This is a genomic window from Methylacidiphilum infernorum V4 (assembly GCF_000019665.1).
Taxonomy (GTDB): domain Bacteria; phylum Verrucomicrobiota; class Verrucomicrobiia; order Methylacidiphilales; family Methylacidiphilaceae; genus Methylacidiphilum; species Methylacidiphilum infernorum.
Genome location: NC_010794.1, coordinates 2,189,809 through 2,205,966 on the forward strand (window position 1 = coordinate 2,189,809; position 16,158 = coordinate 2,205,966).

17 protein-coding genes and 1 pseudogene are annotated in these 16,158 nt (G+C 48.5%); 7 read left to right on the plus strand and 11 right to left on the minus strand.

All coding sequences use genetic code 11. From position 1 onward, the window contains the following. Window positions 1-81: 81 nt before the first annotated feature. From rpsI to MINF_RS10365, 3 genes are all read right to left on the minus strand, one after another. Window positions 82-492 (minus strand): 30S ribosomal protein S9, encoded by a 411-nt coding sequence (gene rpsI / locus MINF_RS10355; RefSeq protein ID WP_012464698.1) that lies wholly within the window; start codon window positions 490-492, stop codon window positions 82-84. Window position 493: 1 nt separating this feature from the next. Further along, complete coding sequence (rplM, locus tag MINF_RS10360) at window positions 494-925, minus strand: 50S ribosomal protein L13 (RefSeq protein ID WP_012464699.1); 432 nt, start codon at window positions 923-925, stop codon at window positions 494-496. 93 nt (window positions 926-1,018) lie between these two features. Then, a complete protein-coding gene (locus MINF_RS10365) occupies window positions 1,019-1,366 on the minus strand; it encodes a phenylpyruvate tautomerase MIF-related protein (protein ID WP_012464700.1) in 348 nt (115 codons plus the stop codon). A gap of 460 nt (window positions 1,367-1,826) precedes the next feature. Here MINF_RS10365 and ilvB point away from each other — a divergent pair, with 460 nt between their 5' ends. Beyond that, window positions 1,827-3,596: a biosynthetic-type acetolactate synthase large subunit gene (ilvB, locus tag MINF_RS10375; RefSeq protein ID WP_012464701.1), complete on the plus strand. Its 1,770-nt coding sequence runs from the start codon at window positions 1,827-1,829 to the stop codon at window positions 3,594-3,596. Between the two features lie 167 nt (window positions 3,597-3,763). Beyond that, a complete protein-coding gene (locus tag MINF_RS10380; protein WP_012464703.1) occupies window positions 3,764-4,345 on the plus strand; it encodes a beta-class carbonic anhydrase in 582 nt (193 codons plus the stop codon). Window positions 4,346-4,365: 20 nt separating this feature from the next. On the opposite strand, the gene MINF_RS10385 is transcribed toward MINF_RS10380, so the two are convergent. Both MINF_RS10385 and hisB read right to left on the minus strand, forming a co-directional pair. Continuing rightward, window positions 4,366-5,277, minus strand: coding sequence for a dihydropteroate synthase (locus MINF_RS10385; protein ID WP_048810563.1), 912 nt, complete (start codon window positions 5,275-5,277; stop codon window positions 4,366-4,368). Between the two features lie 29 nt (window positions 5,278-5,306). Beyond that, complete coding sequence (gene hisB / locus MINF_RS10390) at window positions 5,307-5,930, minus strand: imidazoleglycerol-phosphate dehydratase HisB (protein ID WP_048810382.1); 624 nt, start codon at window positions 5,928-5,930, stop codon at window positions 5,307-5,309. Between the two features lie 263 nt (window positions 5,931-6,193). Here hisB and MINF_RS11555 point away from each other — a divergent pair, with 263 nt between their 5' ends. The 5 genes and pseudogenes from MINF_RS11555 (at window position 6,194) to MINF_RS10415 (ending at window position 10,411) form a co-directional block, all read left to right on the plus strand. After that, window positions 6,194-6,907 (plus strand): hypothetical protein, encoded by a 714-nt coding sequence (locus MINF_RS11555; protein WP_187146944.1) that lies wholly within the window; start codon window positions 6,194-6,196, stop codon window positions 6,905-6,907. Continuing rightward, window positions 6,825-7,292: a hypothetical protein gene (locus MINF_RS10400; protein WP_048810383.1), complete on the plus strand. Its 468-nt coding sequence runs from the start codon at window positions 6,825-6,827 to the stop codon at window positions 7,290-7,292. The genes MINF_RS11555 and MINF_RS10400 overlap by 83 nt, the downstream gene beginning before the upstream one ends. Before the next feature lie 44 nt (window positions 7,293-7,336). Further along, complete coding sequence (locus MINF_RS10405; protein ID WP_148205372.1) at window positions 7,337-7,966, plus strand: IS607 family transposase; 630 nt, start codon at window positions 7,337-7,339, stop codon at window positions 7,964-7,966. Beyond that, a pseudogene (locus tag MINF_RS10410) lies at window positions 7,960-9,163 on the plus strand (RNA-guided endonuclease InsQ/TnpB family protein). Before MINF_RS10405 ends, MINF_RS10410 begins: the two are co-directional and overlap by 7 nt. 6 nt (window positions 9,164-9,169) lie before the next feature. Next, window positions 9,170-10,411, plus strand: coding sequence for a VIT1/CCC1 transporter family protein (locus tag MINF_RS10415; RefSeq protein ID WP_012464712.1), 1,242 nt, complete (start codon window positions 9,170-9,172; stop codon window positions 10,409-10,411). On the opposite strand, the gene MINF_RS10420 is transcribed toward MINF_RS10415, so the two are convergent. The 6 genes from MINF_RS10420 to MINF_RS10445 form a co-directional block, all read right to left on the minus strand. Next, window positions 10,356-11,663: a hypothetical protein gene (locus MINF_RS10420; RefSeq protein WP_012464713.1), complete on the minus strand. Its 1,308-nt coding sequence runs from the start codon at window positions 11,661-11,663 to the stop codon at window positions 10,356-10,358. The genes MINF_RS10415 and MINF_RS10420 overlap by 56 nt on opposite strands. Beyond that, window positions 11,660-12,490 carry a hypothetical protein gene (locus MINF_RS10425; protein WP_012464714.1) on the minus strand — a complete coding sequence of 277 codons (831 nt, stop codon included), beginning with the start codon at window positions 12,488-12,490 and terminating at the stop codon, window positions 11,660-11,662. The genes MINF_RS10420 and MINF_RS10425 overlap by 4 nt, the downstream gene beginning before the upstream one ends. 54 nt (window positions 12,491-12,544) lie before the next feature. Further along, window positions 12,545-12,952 (minus strand): hypothetical protein, encoded by a 408-nt coding sequence (locus MINF_RS10430; RefSeq protein WP_187146945.1) that lies wholly within the window; start codon window positions 12,950-12,952, stop codon window positions 12,545-12,547. Window positions 12,953-13,096: 144 nt separating this feature from the next. Next, on the minus strand, window positions 13,097-13,957 hold the full coding sequence (locus MINF_RS10435) for an FAD/NAD(P)-binding protein (protein WP_012464717.1): 861 nt from the start codon (window positions 13,955-13,957) through the stop codon (window positions 13,097-13,099). 10 nt (window positions 13,958-13,967) lie between these two features. Beyond that, window positions 13,968-15,095: a sulfite reductase subunit A gene (locus MINF_RS10440; protein ID WP_012464718.1), complete on the minus strand. Its 1,128-nt coding sequence runs from the start codon at window positions 15,093-15,095 to the stop codon at window positions 13,968-13,970. Between the two features lie 22 nt (window positions 15,096-15,117). After that, a complete protein-coding gene (locus tag MINF_RS10445) occupies window positions 15,118-16,152 on the minus strand; it encodes a dihydroorotate dehydrogenase-like protein (RefSeq protein ID WP_012464719.1) in 1,035 nt (344 codons plus the stop codon). Window positions 16,153-16,158 lie beyond the last annotated feature (6 nt).

Consider the following 16,158-nt stretch of genomic DNA (forward strand, 5'->3'; position numbering starts at 1 on the left):
AAAAAACCAAGAAATGAATTTTTATCCTCCTTCGAAAAATAGCCATCCCCTCCCCAAAACTGCATCCTCTTTAGGCTGGAACTACCGCTTGGAAAACTGGAACCTTTTCCTTGCACCCGGCTGGCCCGTTTTCTTGCGTTCCTTCATGCGGGGATCGCGCGTCAGGAGTCCTTCTTTTTTCAACAAGCTGCGGTAAGAGGGATCGTACTTGATCAAGGCCCGGGAGACGGCTAATTTCAAAGCCTGGGCTTGTCCCATGAGGCCTCCACCCCTGGCTTTGGCTATAATATCAAATTTCTTCGTCCCTTCAATCACTTCCAAGGGCTTAAAAACCTCGTAACGATGGACAAAAGTGGGAAAATAAAATTCCAAGTCTTTCCCGTTGATACTGACCTCACCCTTCCCCGGCTTAAGAATAACGGTCGCCGTAGCCGTCTTTCTCCTTCCGGTGGCTTGTATCGGCGAATTTTGAGGAATAACTGTCATTGTCATTTCAATCTAGAGTAACAGGAATGGGTTTTTGCGCAGCGTGGGGATGGTCGCTGCCTTCATAAACGTGAAGCTTGGTGTATATTTTCCGTCCAAGCCGGTTATGCGGGATCATTCCCCTCACCGCATGTTCGATGATGAAATTGGGTCGTTTTTGACGAATCTGCACTGGACTGAAAGTTTTTTGTCCCCCAATATACCCCGAATAGGCAGAATACAGCTTTTGGGTTTCTTTCTTGCCGCTAAAGATAGCTTTAGAGGCGTTGATAACGATCACATGATCTCCGGTATCCACATGCGGACTAAATACTTCCTTGTGCTTGCCCCGAAGCAGGCAAGCCACTTTTTCAGCGACCTTACCTACGATCTTATCCCTAGCGTCAATGATATACCACTTCCTTTGGACTTCTTGTGGTTTTTGAAAATAGGTTTTCACCGAGAAAAAAACAATTGGTCTTTTGAGTTTAGATGTCAAGGAATTAAAAAAAGTTTTTTTGAAAAACAGCTCGATCTTTTCAAGGAAAAGCCCTTAACCGAAGGTTGTCCGATTATAACCCCACAACTTGGCCGAAACGTCGGAAAAATTAATGAATACCCTCTCGGCCTTTATTCCACAATGCTTTTCCAGCAAAGAACAGATCTCTCTAGAGAACTCTCCGCAACGCTCTAAAGGGAGATTGATGGCCCTTAGTTCCACGAAAGCAGCCGGTTCTTCATTCCCCGCAAAAAGAATTCTTTTGACTCCCGCCCAGCTTACCATCGTGTAAGCTTGGGGTTTGTTCATTTTTTCCACGATAAAACGGCTGGCCGCCTCAACCAGTTCCTTCTGCTCGCGTTCCGTCAAACTTACATTCGTTTCAATGGATAAATAAGGCATAGTCTGATTTTATTGCGTTGAAAAATGAGCGCAACATTCATTTTAACTAAATTTATGCTCCAGCTCCCCTTCCGTAAGGGAGGACATACAGGGCCTAGACGCAGAGAGTCGGTTCTGCCTAGGATTATCGTCATGGAATATCAGCTAGACAAAGGTTGTCATTCCGTCTATATTGCAGGGAGGGTTTACCCATATTTGAGGGGGGGTCGGAGTGAACACCTGTGGAGAGGGTGCATGAGCAGGGCATCCTCCAAAGAGGATGTTGGCCACCCCTCGTAGAAGCAGGAAACCCTTGTGTGGTTCTTCCGGGTGGGACTGATCCCTGCCGGAAGCTCCGTCCATGGGGAGGGAGAGTTTTTCTTACTGATATATAGTGATATAGATAAGCGACAAAAAAAATAAGACCTTTATGACACTGTTCTCGATGTAACCGAACAGAGGAATACTAGCCGGTAGTTTTATGCCCATCACTTCCCATTCGATTCAACTTCCCACTGCAAAAGAAGGGACAGTAGGCCCAGAAATGTCTGGAGCTGATTGCGTGATTGCAGCCCTTGAAAAAGAAGGCGTTGGGATCCTATTCGCCTATCCAGGAGGGGCAAGCATGCCCATGCACCAATCCCTTACTCGGGCTAAAATCCTAAGAACGGTGTTGCCTCGCCACGAGCAAGGTGGAGTATTCATGGCTGAAGGTTATGCCAGGTCTACAGGGAAAGTCGGGGTATGCATGTCTACTTCCGGGCCCGGAGCCACCAACCTCATCACGGGGATCGCCGATGCTTACATGGATTCGGTTCCCCTTGTCGCGATCACCGGGCAGGTTAAAAAAGAGATGATCGGCAAAGGAGCCTTCCAGGAAACAGACGTTTTTGGGATTACGCTGCCCATTGTCAAACATAGTTACCTGGTCATCGATCCCCGGGAAATCCCGCAAATTATCAAAGAAGCCCTCTTGATCGCCCGATCGGGTCGGCCGGGACCCGTGGTCATTGATATTCCCAAGGATGTACAGCAAGCCGTCTTTAAACCTTTCTTTCCCCACTCCACGGGGCTGGAGTCGAAACTTGCACCCCCTCCAATAGACATTTCAGCCCTGGAAACCGTACTGGATTGGATCGAGAAAGCCAAAAGGCCTGTGATGTACGTGGGAGGAGGCATTATTTCCAGTGGAGCTTATCATGAACTTTTAGAGTTTGCCCAAAAGACGGCTATTCCCGTAGCCACAACGCTGATGGGGATCGGCTCTTTCCCCGAGAATCACCCCCTTTCCTTGAAATGGCTTGGCATGCACGGTTCGGTGTATTCCAATTTTGCCGTGGATCAATCCGACCTTCTTCTTGCTTTCGGGGTAAGGTTTGACGACCGGGTGACGGGTAACGTCCAAGCTTTCGCCCAAAAAGCCCGTATTGTCCATATCGACATCGATAATTCGGAGTTGAATAAAAACAAAAGAGTCGATCTGCCTATTCTCGGGGATATCAAGGAGGCCTTAAGGTTGTTGAACCGGCTCATCGAAGAAAGAAAGTTTCAGTCCCCCGGCTATTCCCTCTGGCAGGAGGAGATCCAAGCTTGGAAAATAAAATATCCTTTCCGTTACAAGAAATTCGAAGGGGTCATCATGCCCCAAATGGTTATCGAAGAACTCTACAAGTTAACCCGGGGTGAAGCCATCATTACGACAGGAGTAGGCCAACACCAGATGTGGACAGCCCAATTTTACAATTTTCACCGTCCCCGAACCTTCCTCACTTCGGGAGGACTCGGGGCAATGGGCTTTGGTTACCCGGCCGCCCTCGGGGCTAAAATTGCCCATCCTGAGGCAACGGTGATTGACGTGGACGGCGATGGAAGCTTTTTAATGAATATCCAGGAATTGGCTACAGCGGTAACAGAAAAAATACCGGTTAAGGCCGTGATATTAAACAACCAGCACCTGGGGATGGTTGTCCAATGGGAAGATCGATTTTATGATAGCAACAGGGCCCATACCTTTCTTGGACTACCCGATAATAAAAACATGGTTTATCCCGATTTTCCCCAAATCTGCAAAGGCTTCGGCGTAAAATCAGAAAGAATTTCCAAGCCCCACGAGCTGGTGCCCGCCTTGAAAAGAATGCTCGACAGCGAGGAGCCTTATGTCCTGGATGTCATCGTTCCCTACACCGAACATGTTTTACCCATGATTCCCGCCGGAATGACCGTCAAGGATATCATCATCGACAACGACTGAGTGCCTTTTGCCCATCTTCAACAATCGGCATGGCTTTTGCGGCCGAAGTCAAAAAAGAAACAGGATATGCCCTGTTCGCTTTTTTTTGAAAAAAAATTTGAATGTACGATAACCATTATTAATAATGGAAGCTCCTGAACATCAATAATTGTAAAAAGGAGTTTATCATGAGTCAAAATTATGAAGAAATTTTAAAAGCAAACGTTCAATATGCAGCCACTTTTGGTGAAAAGGCAAACCTGCCGATGCCCCCTGGAAGGCGGATGGCCATTCTTACCTGCATGGATGCCCGGCTGCACCCGGGCAAGTTTGCGGGACTAAAAGAAGGAGATGCCCATATCATCCGCAATGCGGGTGGAAGAGCCAGTGACGATGCGATCCGTTCTCTTATCATATCCTACAAGCTTCTTGGAACCAAGGAATGGTTCGTTATTCACCACACGGACTGCGGGATGGAAACCTTTAGCGACGCGGTCATGGAAGAATTGTTGGAAAAGAGCCTGGAGACGGCGGTATTGGAAGGAGGAAAATGGAAAGACGTGGGCAAAGGTCCGGGTTCCTCAGAAGGAAAGTATCTTAAGTGGCTGACGATTAAAGACCAGAAGGAAAGTCTCGTCGAGGATGTTTTACGGATTAGGCATCATCCTTTAGTTCCTCCGAGCATCCCCATCTATGGGTTCATTTACGATGTAAAAACCGGCAAGCTCATAGAAGTCTCTGAAGCTAGCCAAGTCGGGAAAGCCAAATAGGAGGCCCCTTTCGGCTCAAATCAATCCGCCGGAAGCTTGAACTTGGAGAAAAGTTGCATGGTTTTTAAAACACCCCGAACCTTGCTTATTTCATGGGTCCTGAGGAGGTCTGTTTTGCCGAGTATAGCCAGAACGGCAAAGAAAGGCTCGGCTATCCTGACTTCGTCCTGGAAGCATTCGAAGGCATGAGGTAAAGCATGGCAAATGGGCCAACCGAGCTTTCGAAGCCGAAAGGTATGGAGGAATATTTCCATCTGCCTCTGAATCCGGGTTGGGCCGTCAAGAAGATTGGGATAATAAAAGCCCAACCCGGGATCCAGCCATATCTTTTTAACCCCGCAGGCCAAGGCTTCTTCGATGCGCTTTTCAAAATAGGGAAAAAGAAGGGCCAGGGGATCCTCGGGTAAGGCAATGGGCTCGACGTCCCGAACGTTATCCCCACTGACAAAGTTGATGATGACCGCACCTTCATGATCGGCAACGACCCTAAAAAATTCCTTTCCCTGGTTGCCCTTGGTCAGGTTCAATACGGCCGCTCCCGCTTTAAAACATTCCTTGGCCACCTCAAGCCGATAAGTTTCCACCGATATAATCTTCCCCAAGCGGCTTAACTGCTTTACCAGGGGTAGAAGCAGTTGGAGTTGCTCTTTTTCATCGATCCTCCGCGCATAGGAAAGAGAAGATTCCGCACCGATATCCACCAGGTCGGCTCCAGAAGCATACAAAACCTGGGCCTTTCGGATTGCCGCCTCCAAATCCAAGGCCACGCTTTCCCTATACCAGGATTCGGCCGAGAGATTGATTACCCCCATCATATTGGGGCCATCGGTCGAAGGAAAGAGTTTAGTCCGAAGTTCAAAACGGCAAACTTCCCTCCCAAAATCATCGGCATACTTCAAATACAGATCCGAAAGATAAGAAAGGCTCAGCATAAAACAGTTCAAAAACAGCCCGCAACCTCCTACGAGCCGATCAGTCCTTTAGTAGTTGGAATGCGATCCAAGCTCCTCGTATCGTATCCAACCGCCATTTTTAACGTTCTTGCCAGGGCTTTAAAACTGCCTTCGATCAAATGGTGAACCTCTTTGCCCTCCACTATATGCATATGGAGACAAAGCTGTCCATGGACAACAAAAGCTCTCAAAAACTCCTCCAGCAGCTGTGCCGGAAAGCTGCCTGCGGAAAGCAAAAAAAGAGGCAGCTTTTCGGGAACCCGAAAGCAAAGAAACGGTCTTCCACTGATGTCAACAGCACAATGGACAAGCGTTTCATCCATGGGCAACAAATAAAAGCCATAGCGATTTATTCCCTTTTTGTCTCCCAGGGACCTGTTAAAAGCCTCCCCCAGGACAATGCCACAATCCTCCACGGTATGATGAAAATCCACGTGCAGGTCCCCTTCACACTTTAGAGTCAGATCAAAGGAGCCATGAAAGGAGAAAAGTTCAAGCATGTGATCCAAAAAACCGATCCCCGTTTTGATATCGCTCTTTCCTTGACCATCAAGAGTCATTTCAAGGGAGATTGCCGTCTCTTTTGTGTTCCTTTGCACCGAGGCTTTCCTTGGAGTGTTTATCTCCCTCATATTTCCTTCCTTGTGTTCAAATAGAGATCCTTTGTTTTAAAACTCGCCGGGAACATCCACAGCCCAAAGCTCCACAATCGGCGGCCATCTCTCAATGGAGCAAACCGATGGCCCTTTATCGTTCGTTACCATATTCAGTTAAAGGTAGTCAACAACGGCCGTTTTTTATAATCTTAAAAAAGATTATGTTTGTTTTTTCCTTAATTTTTAACCATAAAAACTTTTTTATTTCTTCACTTTTTAATTGGTTTTAATTGTTGGATATGAAAAGGAAAGGCCCAGAGATTTTTTTTTTCATCCTTTATTTCCTCTTTGCCCCTCTGCCTGTTTCTCCACCCCTTCACGGCCTGGTTCTTTGTTCCTCTTCCAAGGCTGGCCCTCCCCCTTATAGCTCGGCAAAAGGAAAAAACGAAACATTGAGCGCAAGAATCTACGTGATCACCTTAAATTCCGTGGGCATGGATACGGGAAGTCTTCCTGGAGGAGGGATATACTCGAGCTCTGCGGCCGTAAGCAAAATACTCGGTCAAGCCCTAGAACAGCCCTTAAAAATCGTCTATCTATCCGATCTCTACCAATGGCTGAAATCCAATGCCCTGCCCATAAAAAAACCCTCTGAACTGCTCCCCGGAGATATTGTCATTTCTCCATCCTCGCGAGACGTCCAAGGCCATGTGGGCATAGTAGGTGAAAAGATCTCTGAAAAACCGGATTTTAGCATCTACTCAAATTCACTTGACAGTTGCTTGTTCCTGAAAAATTGGACTCTTTCCAGGTGGAGGGAATACTTTGAAAAAGACCTTAAACTGGATGTTTTCTATTTCAGAGTCTTCAAACCCTTTTCTCAACAAACCCTTATGCAATATGAAAAAAAGCCTACCGCTTCTCTGCCTAGTGTGTCTTCTTTCTTCCGCTTACGGGATAGCTCCCCCCATTCTTCTTCCCAATCTAACACCGAGACTGGCCAAGTACCTTGAAAGCCTTCCCCAAAATGCCCAGAAAGAAATAACGGGTGTTTTTAAAGAAAACCTTTCTTACGATCTCATTGGAGAAAAGAAAGTCGAGGATGATCCTTCCAAGCGCATAGTGGAAATCGACGAAGTCACGGAAGCCGGCCACGGGGTTCTTGTTTTTGAAGTGACGGCAAATAACGGTCGGTTTTTATTCCTCAACGACCTTCCTTATAAAATTCCTCTGCCCAACCTTTCTCAATCGGAGAAGTTGGCCATCGCCCTCCTCTTTGCCGAACATGAAAAAGCTATATTTATAGACAGAAATTGGGGAAGAATGTGGTTTGATCCTCCCTCAGCAATGACCGACATCCAGAAAGAAGCCTACGTGAAGTTGGGGCTTGAACAGTAAATTTAATACTTGCTTATTCCTGCTCTTTTGTGAATATTGCAGACATAAAACGCAAATTGGTAAGTATCCACGAAGCTGCCGAGTTCCTTGGTGTCTGTGCCCAAACGCTGAGGCGTTGGGAACGGGAAGGCAAGCTCATTCCCGATGAGCGCACCCCTGGTGGGCGGCGACGCTATGACCTTGCCAGGTTGCGGCCTGGGCAATTCCATTCACCCGAATCGGAACGGCTGACCATCGCCTACGCTAGAGTGTCTAGTCATGACCAAAAGGATGATCTGGAAAGGCAGAAGCAGGTTCTGGAACTCTACTGCGCCCGGCAAGGATGGAAGTTCGAGGTCATCTCGGACCTGGGTTCGGGCATGAACTATTACAAGAAGGGACTGAAGAAGCTGCTCGATGCCGTCCTCGGCGGAAAAGTCGGCAGGTTGGTTATCACGCACAAGGACCGGCTGCTACGCTTCGGTGCGGAGCTTGTGTTTGCCATCTGCGAGGCCAAGGGCGTCGAGGTCGTGATCCTCAACCAAGGCGAAGACACGACCTTCGAGGAAGACTTGGCGAAAGACGTGTTGGAGATCATCACGGTCTTCAGCGCCCGGCTCTATGGCAGCCGCTCGCGCAAGAATCAGAAGCTGCTCGACGGTGTAAAGGCCGCCGTGGAGGCTGTGCAATGCTGATTTCCCACAAAATCGCCCTTGATCCGAATAACGTGCAGGCGACCTATTTCGCAAAAGCTGCGGGCACGGCACGCTTTGCTTACAACTGGGCTCTGGAGCGGTGGCAAAAGCAGTACGAGGCATGGAAGGCCAACAAGAGATTGCCCAAGCCATCGCAATATTCTTTGCGCCGCCAGCTCAACGCCATCAAGCGCGAGCAGTTCCCCTGGATGCTGGAAGTCACCAAGTGCGCGCCGCAGATGGCGATTATTCAGCTGGGGCAGGCGTTTGCGAACTTCTTCGCGGGTCGAGCGCGGTATCCACAATTTCGCAAGAAGGGCCGCGACGACCGTTTCACCCTTACCAACGACCAGTTCGATCTCGACGGCTCACGCATACGCATCCCGAATCTTGGCTGGGTGCGCATGCGCGAGCCGTTGCGCTTCACCGGCAAGATCATGTCGGCCACGGTCTCCCGGGTGGCCGACCGATGGTTCGTCAGCATTACAGTAGACGCTCCCGATCTGTGCCATCACAAGGCCGAGAACCAAGGCATTGTGGGTGTGGACTTGGGCGTGTCGGCGCTGGCGACGCTCTCGACTGGGGAAAAGGTGCCTGGCCCAAAGCCACACAAGGTGCGGCTAGGCCGCTTGCGCAGGCTCTCGCGGAGCCTCTCGCGCAAGGCTAAGGGATCGGCCAACCGGCGAAAGGCCAAGGTAAAGCTGGCTAGGCTGCACGCCCGAATCGCCAATAGCCGCATGGACGCCCTGCACAAGCTTATGACAAGGCTAACGCGTCGGTTTTCGCTCATCGGCGTCGAGGACCTGAACGTGCGTGGCATGATGGGCAACCGGCGTCTTGCCCGTTCCATCGCAGCCGGCGGTTTCTTCGAGTTCCGGCGGCAGCTGGAGTACAAGGCCGCGATGTGGGGAAGCGTGGTGGTGGTTGCGGACCGGTTCTACGCCAGTAGCAAGACGTGTTCGGCGTGCGGGTACGAGTTGGAAACCTTGCCGCTGTCGGTGCGGGAGTGGACTTGTCCGGCCTGCGGTGCGATCCACGACCGCGACTGGAACGCGGCAAAAAATCTTGAGCGCCTAGCGCTCGCTACGGCGAGTTCCGCCGGAAGTTACGCCTGTGGAGAGGAAGGCTCTGGCTTGGCGTTTTGCGCCAAGCGAAACCGCCTCGACGAAGCAGGAAGTCAGCCTTGTTCCTGTTTGAGCAGGAATGAGTAAGTCTGACGGAACGGTTGATTCACCAATAAAAATAGCCGAATATTTCAAGAAAAATGCGGTCTTTTTGCCTCTTATGCCCTTTAACAAAAATGATCCTCTTGTCCAGATCCTGAAGAAAAACTGGCTCAACGAAAAAAAAACGGCAAGGACCTATAGGGATCTAGCGGAAATCGAAAAAAATCCCCGCAAAAAAGAAATTCTCCTTAAACTTGCCCAAACCGAAGAGCAACATGCTCTCCGGTGGGAGAAAGAATTGGCGGCGCTTGGTCAAAGCTGTTCAGAAAAAATTCCCCGCTTCAAAAGAATCCTGGAAAAGTGGCTGAATCAAAACTTGGGATTCAAGAACGTGATTCAAAGAATGGAAAGGGCGGAAGAACAAGACAAGGCTAGGTATTTGCAACAAAAAGCCCAGTTTAAAGAGTCAGCCGAGATTGTCCAATTACTCGAAGAACTGGCCAAAGAAGAAAAAAGCCATGCTGGCATCCTCCACAACCTGCCTAGAGAAACTCCTTTTACAGAAAACATAACCGAAAACATCCTGGCCCGAGAAAAGTGGCATGGGCGAGGAGGAAACTGGATCACGGACTCCATTTATGGAATTAACGACGGGTTGGGAGCCGTTTTTGGGATCGTTTCGGGAGTTGCAGGCGCAACAGAAAACCAAACCCACTACATCCTTATTTCTGGATTGGCGGGCATGATCGCCTCCTCTTTATCGATGGGAGCCGGGGCTTACCTTGCTGCCAAGAGTCAAAAAGAAGTTTACGAAGCCGAGATCTCCAAGGAAAAAAGGGAGATAGAAGAAAACCCTCAAGAAGAAATCGAAGAAATGGCACTCTTTTACCAACTCCAGGGATTCAACGAAGAAGAAGCCAAGTGGATATCCGAAAAATTATATCAAAAACCAGAACATTTCCTTTCCGCGATGGTAAGTTCAGAACTCGGCCTTTCCCACGCCAGTTTTCCCAATCCTTGGAATGCCTGCTTGTCCGCCTCCCTTTCCACAGCCCTGGGCGCCTTTATCCCTTTAATCCCCTTTTTCTTCCTTTCCGGAATTTGGGCTATAAGCCTTTCTTTTTTCATCAGCCTTGTCGCCCATTTCCTTGTCGGTGCGGCAAAAACCCTGATCACTGCACGGAGCTGGCTATCCAGCGGGCTAGAAATGACCGTCGTCGGTATTATCGAGGCGGTGGTGACTTATACCCTTGGCCTGCTTTTCCGGCTTCCCGCTTAGCCAAGATGTACCGGCGGATCTTTTCCTTGTTGTAATAGGGGAAATTCCCGTAGTCGTAATCCCCAAACAAGACCATGAAGGAGTAATCCAACTGCGGGGGATAAGGAGGATGATGCTCTGTTAAATCATAATCATTACGCCATATTCCTGCTGCACCAAAAGGTAAGAGGCTTAATCGATCCATAAGATGTTCTTCATACTCAAGGTTATAGATATACCTATGCCAGCGGTAAAAGGCGTTTGCATCCCACCCGTAAAGCCTTGGAGCATCCGGCCGGTCGTTAAAAACATACTTTCGAAGCTCTTCAAGGAATGCTCCCAAACCTAAATCTTGGCTTTCCTTTAGGGATCCTTCGCTTGAAAACTGGAGATCCTTAAGATCTTCTAGATCCTTAATCCCCAAAAAATACAAAAACCCGTGGGTTTCAAATCCTTCATTGTAACCTTGAGGGAAGAAAAAGTCCGTTTTCCCTACCCCGTCTTCTTTCCAACCGCTAAAGGTGGTTTCTATGGCCGGACTGCCCTCCGGTCCCAGGTCCACTACCTTCAAGGGCCATCCCGTGGACTTATCCACGTAAAGGGTCTTTTCCAGTCTCGCCTGCTTTTCCTCAATCTCTACTTCGTTCATAGGTACAACTTTTCCAGGCCTGGGTGTGTACTTGACTGGTTTCATATATATTTCCTTAAAACTCACCAAGCGGCTTGCCCGGTAAAGCCGGACCGTTTTTTCTCCCCACCTCTCTTCCCCTAAAAACCTATACTCCCAAAGCCCGGGGGAAGAAAAAGGCAAGGGTTCAAAACCCTCGGCCGGAAATTCCATGAATGGAAAAGAAAAGATCACCCCCGGGGATGAATCGTGGTCTTCCTTGGAGTAATCGACAAAGTCTACTTCGCAAAGCCAGCTATTATAGGGATCAAAGGAATCCCTATCCTTAAGCTTTTGTTCATTCTCCTCTTTCTTGAGATCGACCGCCGTGTACTTGTCGTAACTGCGGCTCTTCTTCCCGTAGATGTAATACTCGATGACCCCGGCCTTGGGATAGGTAAACTTCATGTTCTTGCCCAGCCGGTCGATCCTCCTTTCAGCTTTGCCTTCTTCATCTTCTACCAAAGTCAGGTAGGTCATCCGCAAAGGATAGGGAAGGGAAAGGATTTGCTGATCGGTTTTCTTTACCGCTTCCATCCGCTCGGTCACCGTAAAGTTATAAGGCAAACTAAAAGGCAAGGTAGCAAACAAAAAGGAAAAGATCATCGGCCATACCCTCCTCGATCCCTTTGGCGGTAGCGGTCCAAGTCCAAGGAAAGATAGCGTTGCTTGTCTTGGTACAGGTTCAAGTTCAGGTAGCTTTCCTTGTTTTTGGCCTCCAGCCCTTCTTCCAGTAAAGAAGCCTGCTCCCTAATCTCCTTGGCTTTCTCTTCGTAAGTCTTGCCATTCCAGATCACCCTATATTCTTGGGGAGATCTGCCGGCCAGCTTAAATTTTATCCCGTAACCATCCAGTTCTTCAGCCAGGGTCGTTTCCCTGGGAAGGCCGCCTATATTTTTGCTGAAGTGCAAAGCCCCGTTGTATGAAAGGGTCAGGGAGCGGGGATTGTTTTTGGCGATCGTGTAGAGGTTCCAGCCCATTACCTTGTCTCTCTGGCTGATGAATGAAGGAGTATGGATATCTTCAAAATCACCAAAAAACTCTAAATCCATATTATCCCAATCCTTAAATGACCGATAATTTATACAATGGATACCTATAGGATGATGAATCTCTACCTCTTGCAGAGGGGTGTTTTTGCCAGGAATATGGCGATCCATGTCCGGAGGGGGGACATGATCAAAGAAGTCCAAAAATTGCTCTAATTTTTGGGAAATCTTTTTTTTCCCTTTCTCAAAAAGTTCCTTGTTTTCCTTTTCAAAATATTCCATTAAGTAACTTTTAAATTGGTCCCTAAGATCCTTTCTTTCTTTTCCAAGAGGATGGTTTTTCATCCGTTCCAAGTAGCGGTCCACTTCTGGCTGGAGCTCTTTCGGCAGGTTAATTTCTTTATACCATTGATCCTCATCTATCGCCTTGAAGTGGTCCGCCAAGGGTGCATCGATGCAAAAAACGCTTACCTTTTCTTTCCTTCCAGCATTCCACCGTCAGGCGGCTTTGAGAATTTCCTTGCATTCCTTGTTTAAGAAAATTCGGTAATCTGCCAGGCTTGCGATTTCTCTTTGGATTTTGCCGACTTCTTTCTCTATCCCATCTTGTTTTTCTTTGGGAAGTCGGGCGTCACTCTCGTAAAGGTTAAGTACCCGGTCCACGTAGGGCTGGAATTCGGGAGGAAGCTCGAGGGCTATTCCCCTCATTTTATTTGCGTAGAGCTGGGGAAGCTGCTTGAGAAGAAGTTCCTGGTAGTCGTGAGGCCCCTTTTCCTGGGGGTCACCGTAAGCATGCCTTTCCCCAACCAAGAGGACGGGGCCAAGCTTGGGTCTCTGCCAGGGGAAAAGGGGTTGCCCGTTTTCCCCGGTATCTCTCGAAGAGCGGTCCATAGGCGGCAAGGTCAAGGAAGATGGCCTTATTCTAGCCTCGAGATCCGGGCAAAGAATATGAAAACTTTGTTAATTTTTTGTGACGGCTTTGTGGCGACTGAGAAAGAAAGAAATAAGGCAAAGAAAAGAGCTTTTTAAGCCCAGTTTTTTTTTAAGGAGCTAAATTTCAGAAATGTTTAAAAGGGGACCTACGGTTTGATAAGAAAAAACCGGGCCATTCTTGCACAAGAATAGGGGCCCTAGTTGACAATGACCGCAAGAACCAAGGGCACAGCGCATGTTTCTTTCCAGGGATAAATAGATGTTTTCTTGGGCCAGTCCACGCTTCATCAAAGCATAAGCACAAAATCGCATCATGGGTTCTGGACCACACACAAAAGCCACTGCCTTTTGGGGATCAAAGGATAAAGAATCCATTAGACTTATAACGTTGCCGATTGTTCCATTCCAAGTTCTGCTCGTGGCCAACTCCACCGCTATTTTCGTCTCCACGGCCTGTCCCTTGGATAGGGCTTCGAGTTTTTCTTTATAAAGGATGTCTCGTGGAGATCGCACGCCATATAAAAGAAAGACATTCCGGTAGCAGGAGCGGTTCTGTAAAATAAAAGAAAGAGCAGACCAAAGGGGAGGAAGACCTATTCCCCCCGCGATAAGCAGGATGTCTTTTGACTGTGCTTCTTTGAGCGGCCAACCATTGCCAAATGGACCCCTTATACCTACAACATCTTTTTCCTTGCAATGCTCGAGCGCCCTGCTCACCGTCCCCACAGAACGAACGGTGATTAAATAGCCCCCCGGCTCCTCTCCCCTTTCGGCGATCGATATGGCCGCCTCCCCTACCCCAAAAACATACACCATCAAGAACTGCCCGGGCTTAAAAGAGTCGTCATGATTTTCCAACGGAGAAAGCCAAAGGCTGACTACACGGGGACATTCGAGATCTTTCTTTTTGACCAGGTAGGCGGATGGAACAAGACTTGGGGACGAAGAGTCGATAAGAAGCTCAGTTGTCGTTTGCATTCCAAGCTCCTCAAGGTTTCACCCTAAGGGCGGCTATTTCTTCGGTCACATCGATACCCACCGGGCACCAGGTTATGCAGCGGCCGCAACCCACGCATCCTGACGTTCCGAACTGATCGATCCAGCTCCCAAACTTATGGCTAAGCCATTGCCTATACCTGGACTTGATCGATGAACGCACGCTGCCCGAAGGCAAATGGCTAAACTCCATCGTATAGCAAAAATCCCACCTTCGCCATCTTTCTGCTCTTTTGCCTTCCATCGATATGGAATCTTCAACCGTCCAACAAAAACAGGTCGGACAAACCATCGTGCAGGTCGAACAGGCGATGCAACGACCGGCGACATCATCCCAGCGGGGATGTTCCCAGTTGTTATAAAAAAGCTCCTTGATCCCCTGCGTTTCTACATTTTTTTTGACCTGGTTTTGGGCATTTTCAATACTCTTTTGGGCCAACACCAGATCTTCTTCCTTTGCTTCCCTTAAGGGCAAAAGGTCGGCAATCTGCTCTCCCCGGCAACTGCCTATTTCAACAAGGAAAAAATGATGCTTCGTCTCGATGCATTCCGTTAAGGCCAAATCGAAGCCCTCTTGAGCTTTGGGACCGCAACCCATGGAAAGACAAAAACAACACCCGGAAGCTTGACCACACTGAACAACAATAAAGAGGGATTGCTCTCTTCTCTGGGCATAATCGGGGTCATAAGAACGGCCTTGGCAAAATACCTTGTCCTGAACGAAAACGGCATGAAGATCACACGATCTTACCCCTAAAAATGCATACTTTTGCCCGGGTTTTTCTTCCGGGATAAAAGAAAGTTTCCCTTCTTTTTTCTCAACGCTGAAAAGCCTCTGCCTAGGAGGGAAAAGGTATTTCTTCATGCTCTGGAAGCCCACGTTATATCCAAAAAGAGCTTCGTCTTGGCGCCGCCTAAGTTGAAATTTCCCGGGTTCTTGTACGTCTGTCCACCCGATGGGCAGATCGGTTTCTTTTTGGATCTCTCCAAGACTCAGTGCCGTCTCGGTTAAAACCGGCCCTATTAGGGTATAACCCTGGGCCTTGATACAATCGATGAGCCGACCAAAATCTTTCCTTTCCAGGACCTTCCTTTTTTCTAAGAACGGCTGGGGGTTCATTGGCGTTGCCTCCTCCTAGAACTCACATTTTTGGTTTTTTCTCCAAGCCCGAAAGAGAGGGGGTAGGATACACAGAAAGGGCATAAACATACTGGGCCCTCTCATAGCTTGAGGGATCCGGGCAATTTTTCTGGCTGAGCAGTCCCCTGATCTCGTTGATCGAACGGTAGCCTTTTTCTTCCAACCACTCGACAACCCCGTTTTTAACCGTTTTGAGATATTCCACTCCATGATAAAGAAGGGCGGAACAGAGTTGCACGGTCGTGGCTCCCGAAAGCAGGGCTTTTAGGACATCGGTCGAGCTCAATATTCCCCCTGTAGCCGATAAGTCGAGCTTGACCCTGTTATAGAGAATGCCTATCCAGGTAATTCGCAAAAGCAGTTCTCCTTCCGTACTCAAGGTAATTCTTGGTTCCACGGTCATATTTTCCAGATCGATATCGGGCTGAAAAAATCGATTGAAAAGCACAAGCCCCTGGACCGCTGTCTTTTCTACCCGGCTAGAAAAGGAAAAGAAGTTTGTAAAAAAGGGACTTAACTTAACGGCTATGGGCAGGCTGACCGATTGGCGACAAGCGCTAACAATCTCCAAGTATCTTTGTTCGAGTTCAGTTGAAGAAAGGCTTTCTTGGGTAGGGATAGAATAGAGGTTAAGCTCTAAGGCATCGGCCCCCGCCTCTTCGATGAGCTTGGCATACTTTACCCACTGACCTGGACTCTGGGCATTCAAACTCGCAATAATGGGAATGGAAACCGATTCTTTCAGCCTTCTTAAATGATCAAGATAATAATCTGGACCCATTTTCAACCCGGGGACCTCGGGCACATAGCTCAGGGCTTCCGCAAAAGACTCCGTTCCCATCGTCACCGATCTTTCCAGATGCAAGGCTTCCTTCTCGATGTCTTCTTCAAAGAGGGAATAAAGGACAACGGCCCCCGCTCCCATTTCTTCCAGGGCTTTTACCGTGTCGATCGATTTGCTTAGGGGAGAAGCCGAAGGAACCAGTGGAGAAGAGAGTTTCAACCCTAAATAAGTGGTTTCTAAGCTTGTGCTCATCTCTCT

Coding starts and splice junctions, on each gene's coding strand:
- MINF_RS10435 (WP_012464717.1), bottom strand. CDS start 13,957: ATGCAAACGACAACTGAGCTTCTTATCGACTCTTCGTCCCCAAGTCTT.
- MINF_RS10380 (WP_012464703.1), top strand. CDS start 3,764: ATGAGTCAAAATTATGAAGAAATTTTAAAAGCAAACGTTCAATATGCA.
- rpsI (WP_012464698.1), bottom strand. CDS start 492: ATGACAATGACAGTTATTCCTCAAAATTCGCCGATACAAGCCACCGGA.
- MINF_RS10440 (WP_012464718.1), bottom strand. CDS start 15,095: ATGAACCCCCAGCCGTTCTTAGAAAAAAGGAAGGTCCTGGAAAGGAAA.
- MINF_RS10385 (WP_048810563.1), bottom strand. CDS start 5,277: ATGCTGAGCCTTTCTTATCTTTCGGATCTGTATTTGAAGTATGCCGAT.
- MINF_RS10420 (WP_012464713.1), bottom strand. CDS start 11,663: ATGATCTTTTCCTTTTTGTTTGCTACCTTGCCTTTTAGTTTGCCTTAT.
- MINF_RS10445 (WP_012464719.1), bottom strand. CDS start 16,152: ATGAGCACAAGCTTAGAAACCACTTATTTAGGGTTGAAACTCTCTTCT.
- ilvB (WP_012464701.1), top strand. CDS start 1,827: ATGCCCATCACTTCCCATTCGATTCAACTTCCCACTGCAAAAGAAGGG.
- MINF_RS10415 (WP_012464712.1), top strand. CDS start 9,170: ATGAGTAAGTCTGACGGAACGGTTGATTCACCAATAAAAATAGCCGAA.
- hisB (WP_048810382.1), bottom strand. CDS start 5,930: ATGAGGGAGATAAACACTCCAAGGAAAGCCTCGGTGCAAAGGAACACA.
- MINF_RS10365 (WP_012464700.1), bottom strand. CDS start 1,366: ATGCCTTATTTATCCATTGAAACGAATGTAAGTTTGACGGAACGCGAG.
- MINF_RS11555 (WP_187146944.1), top strand. CDS start 6,194: ATGAAAAGGAAAGGCCCAGAGATTTTTTTTTTCATCCTTTATTTCCTC.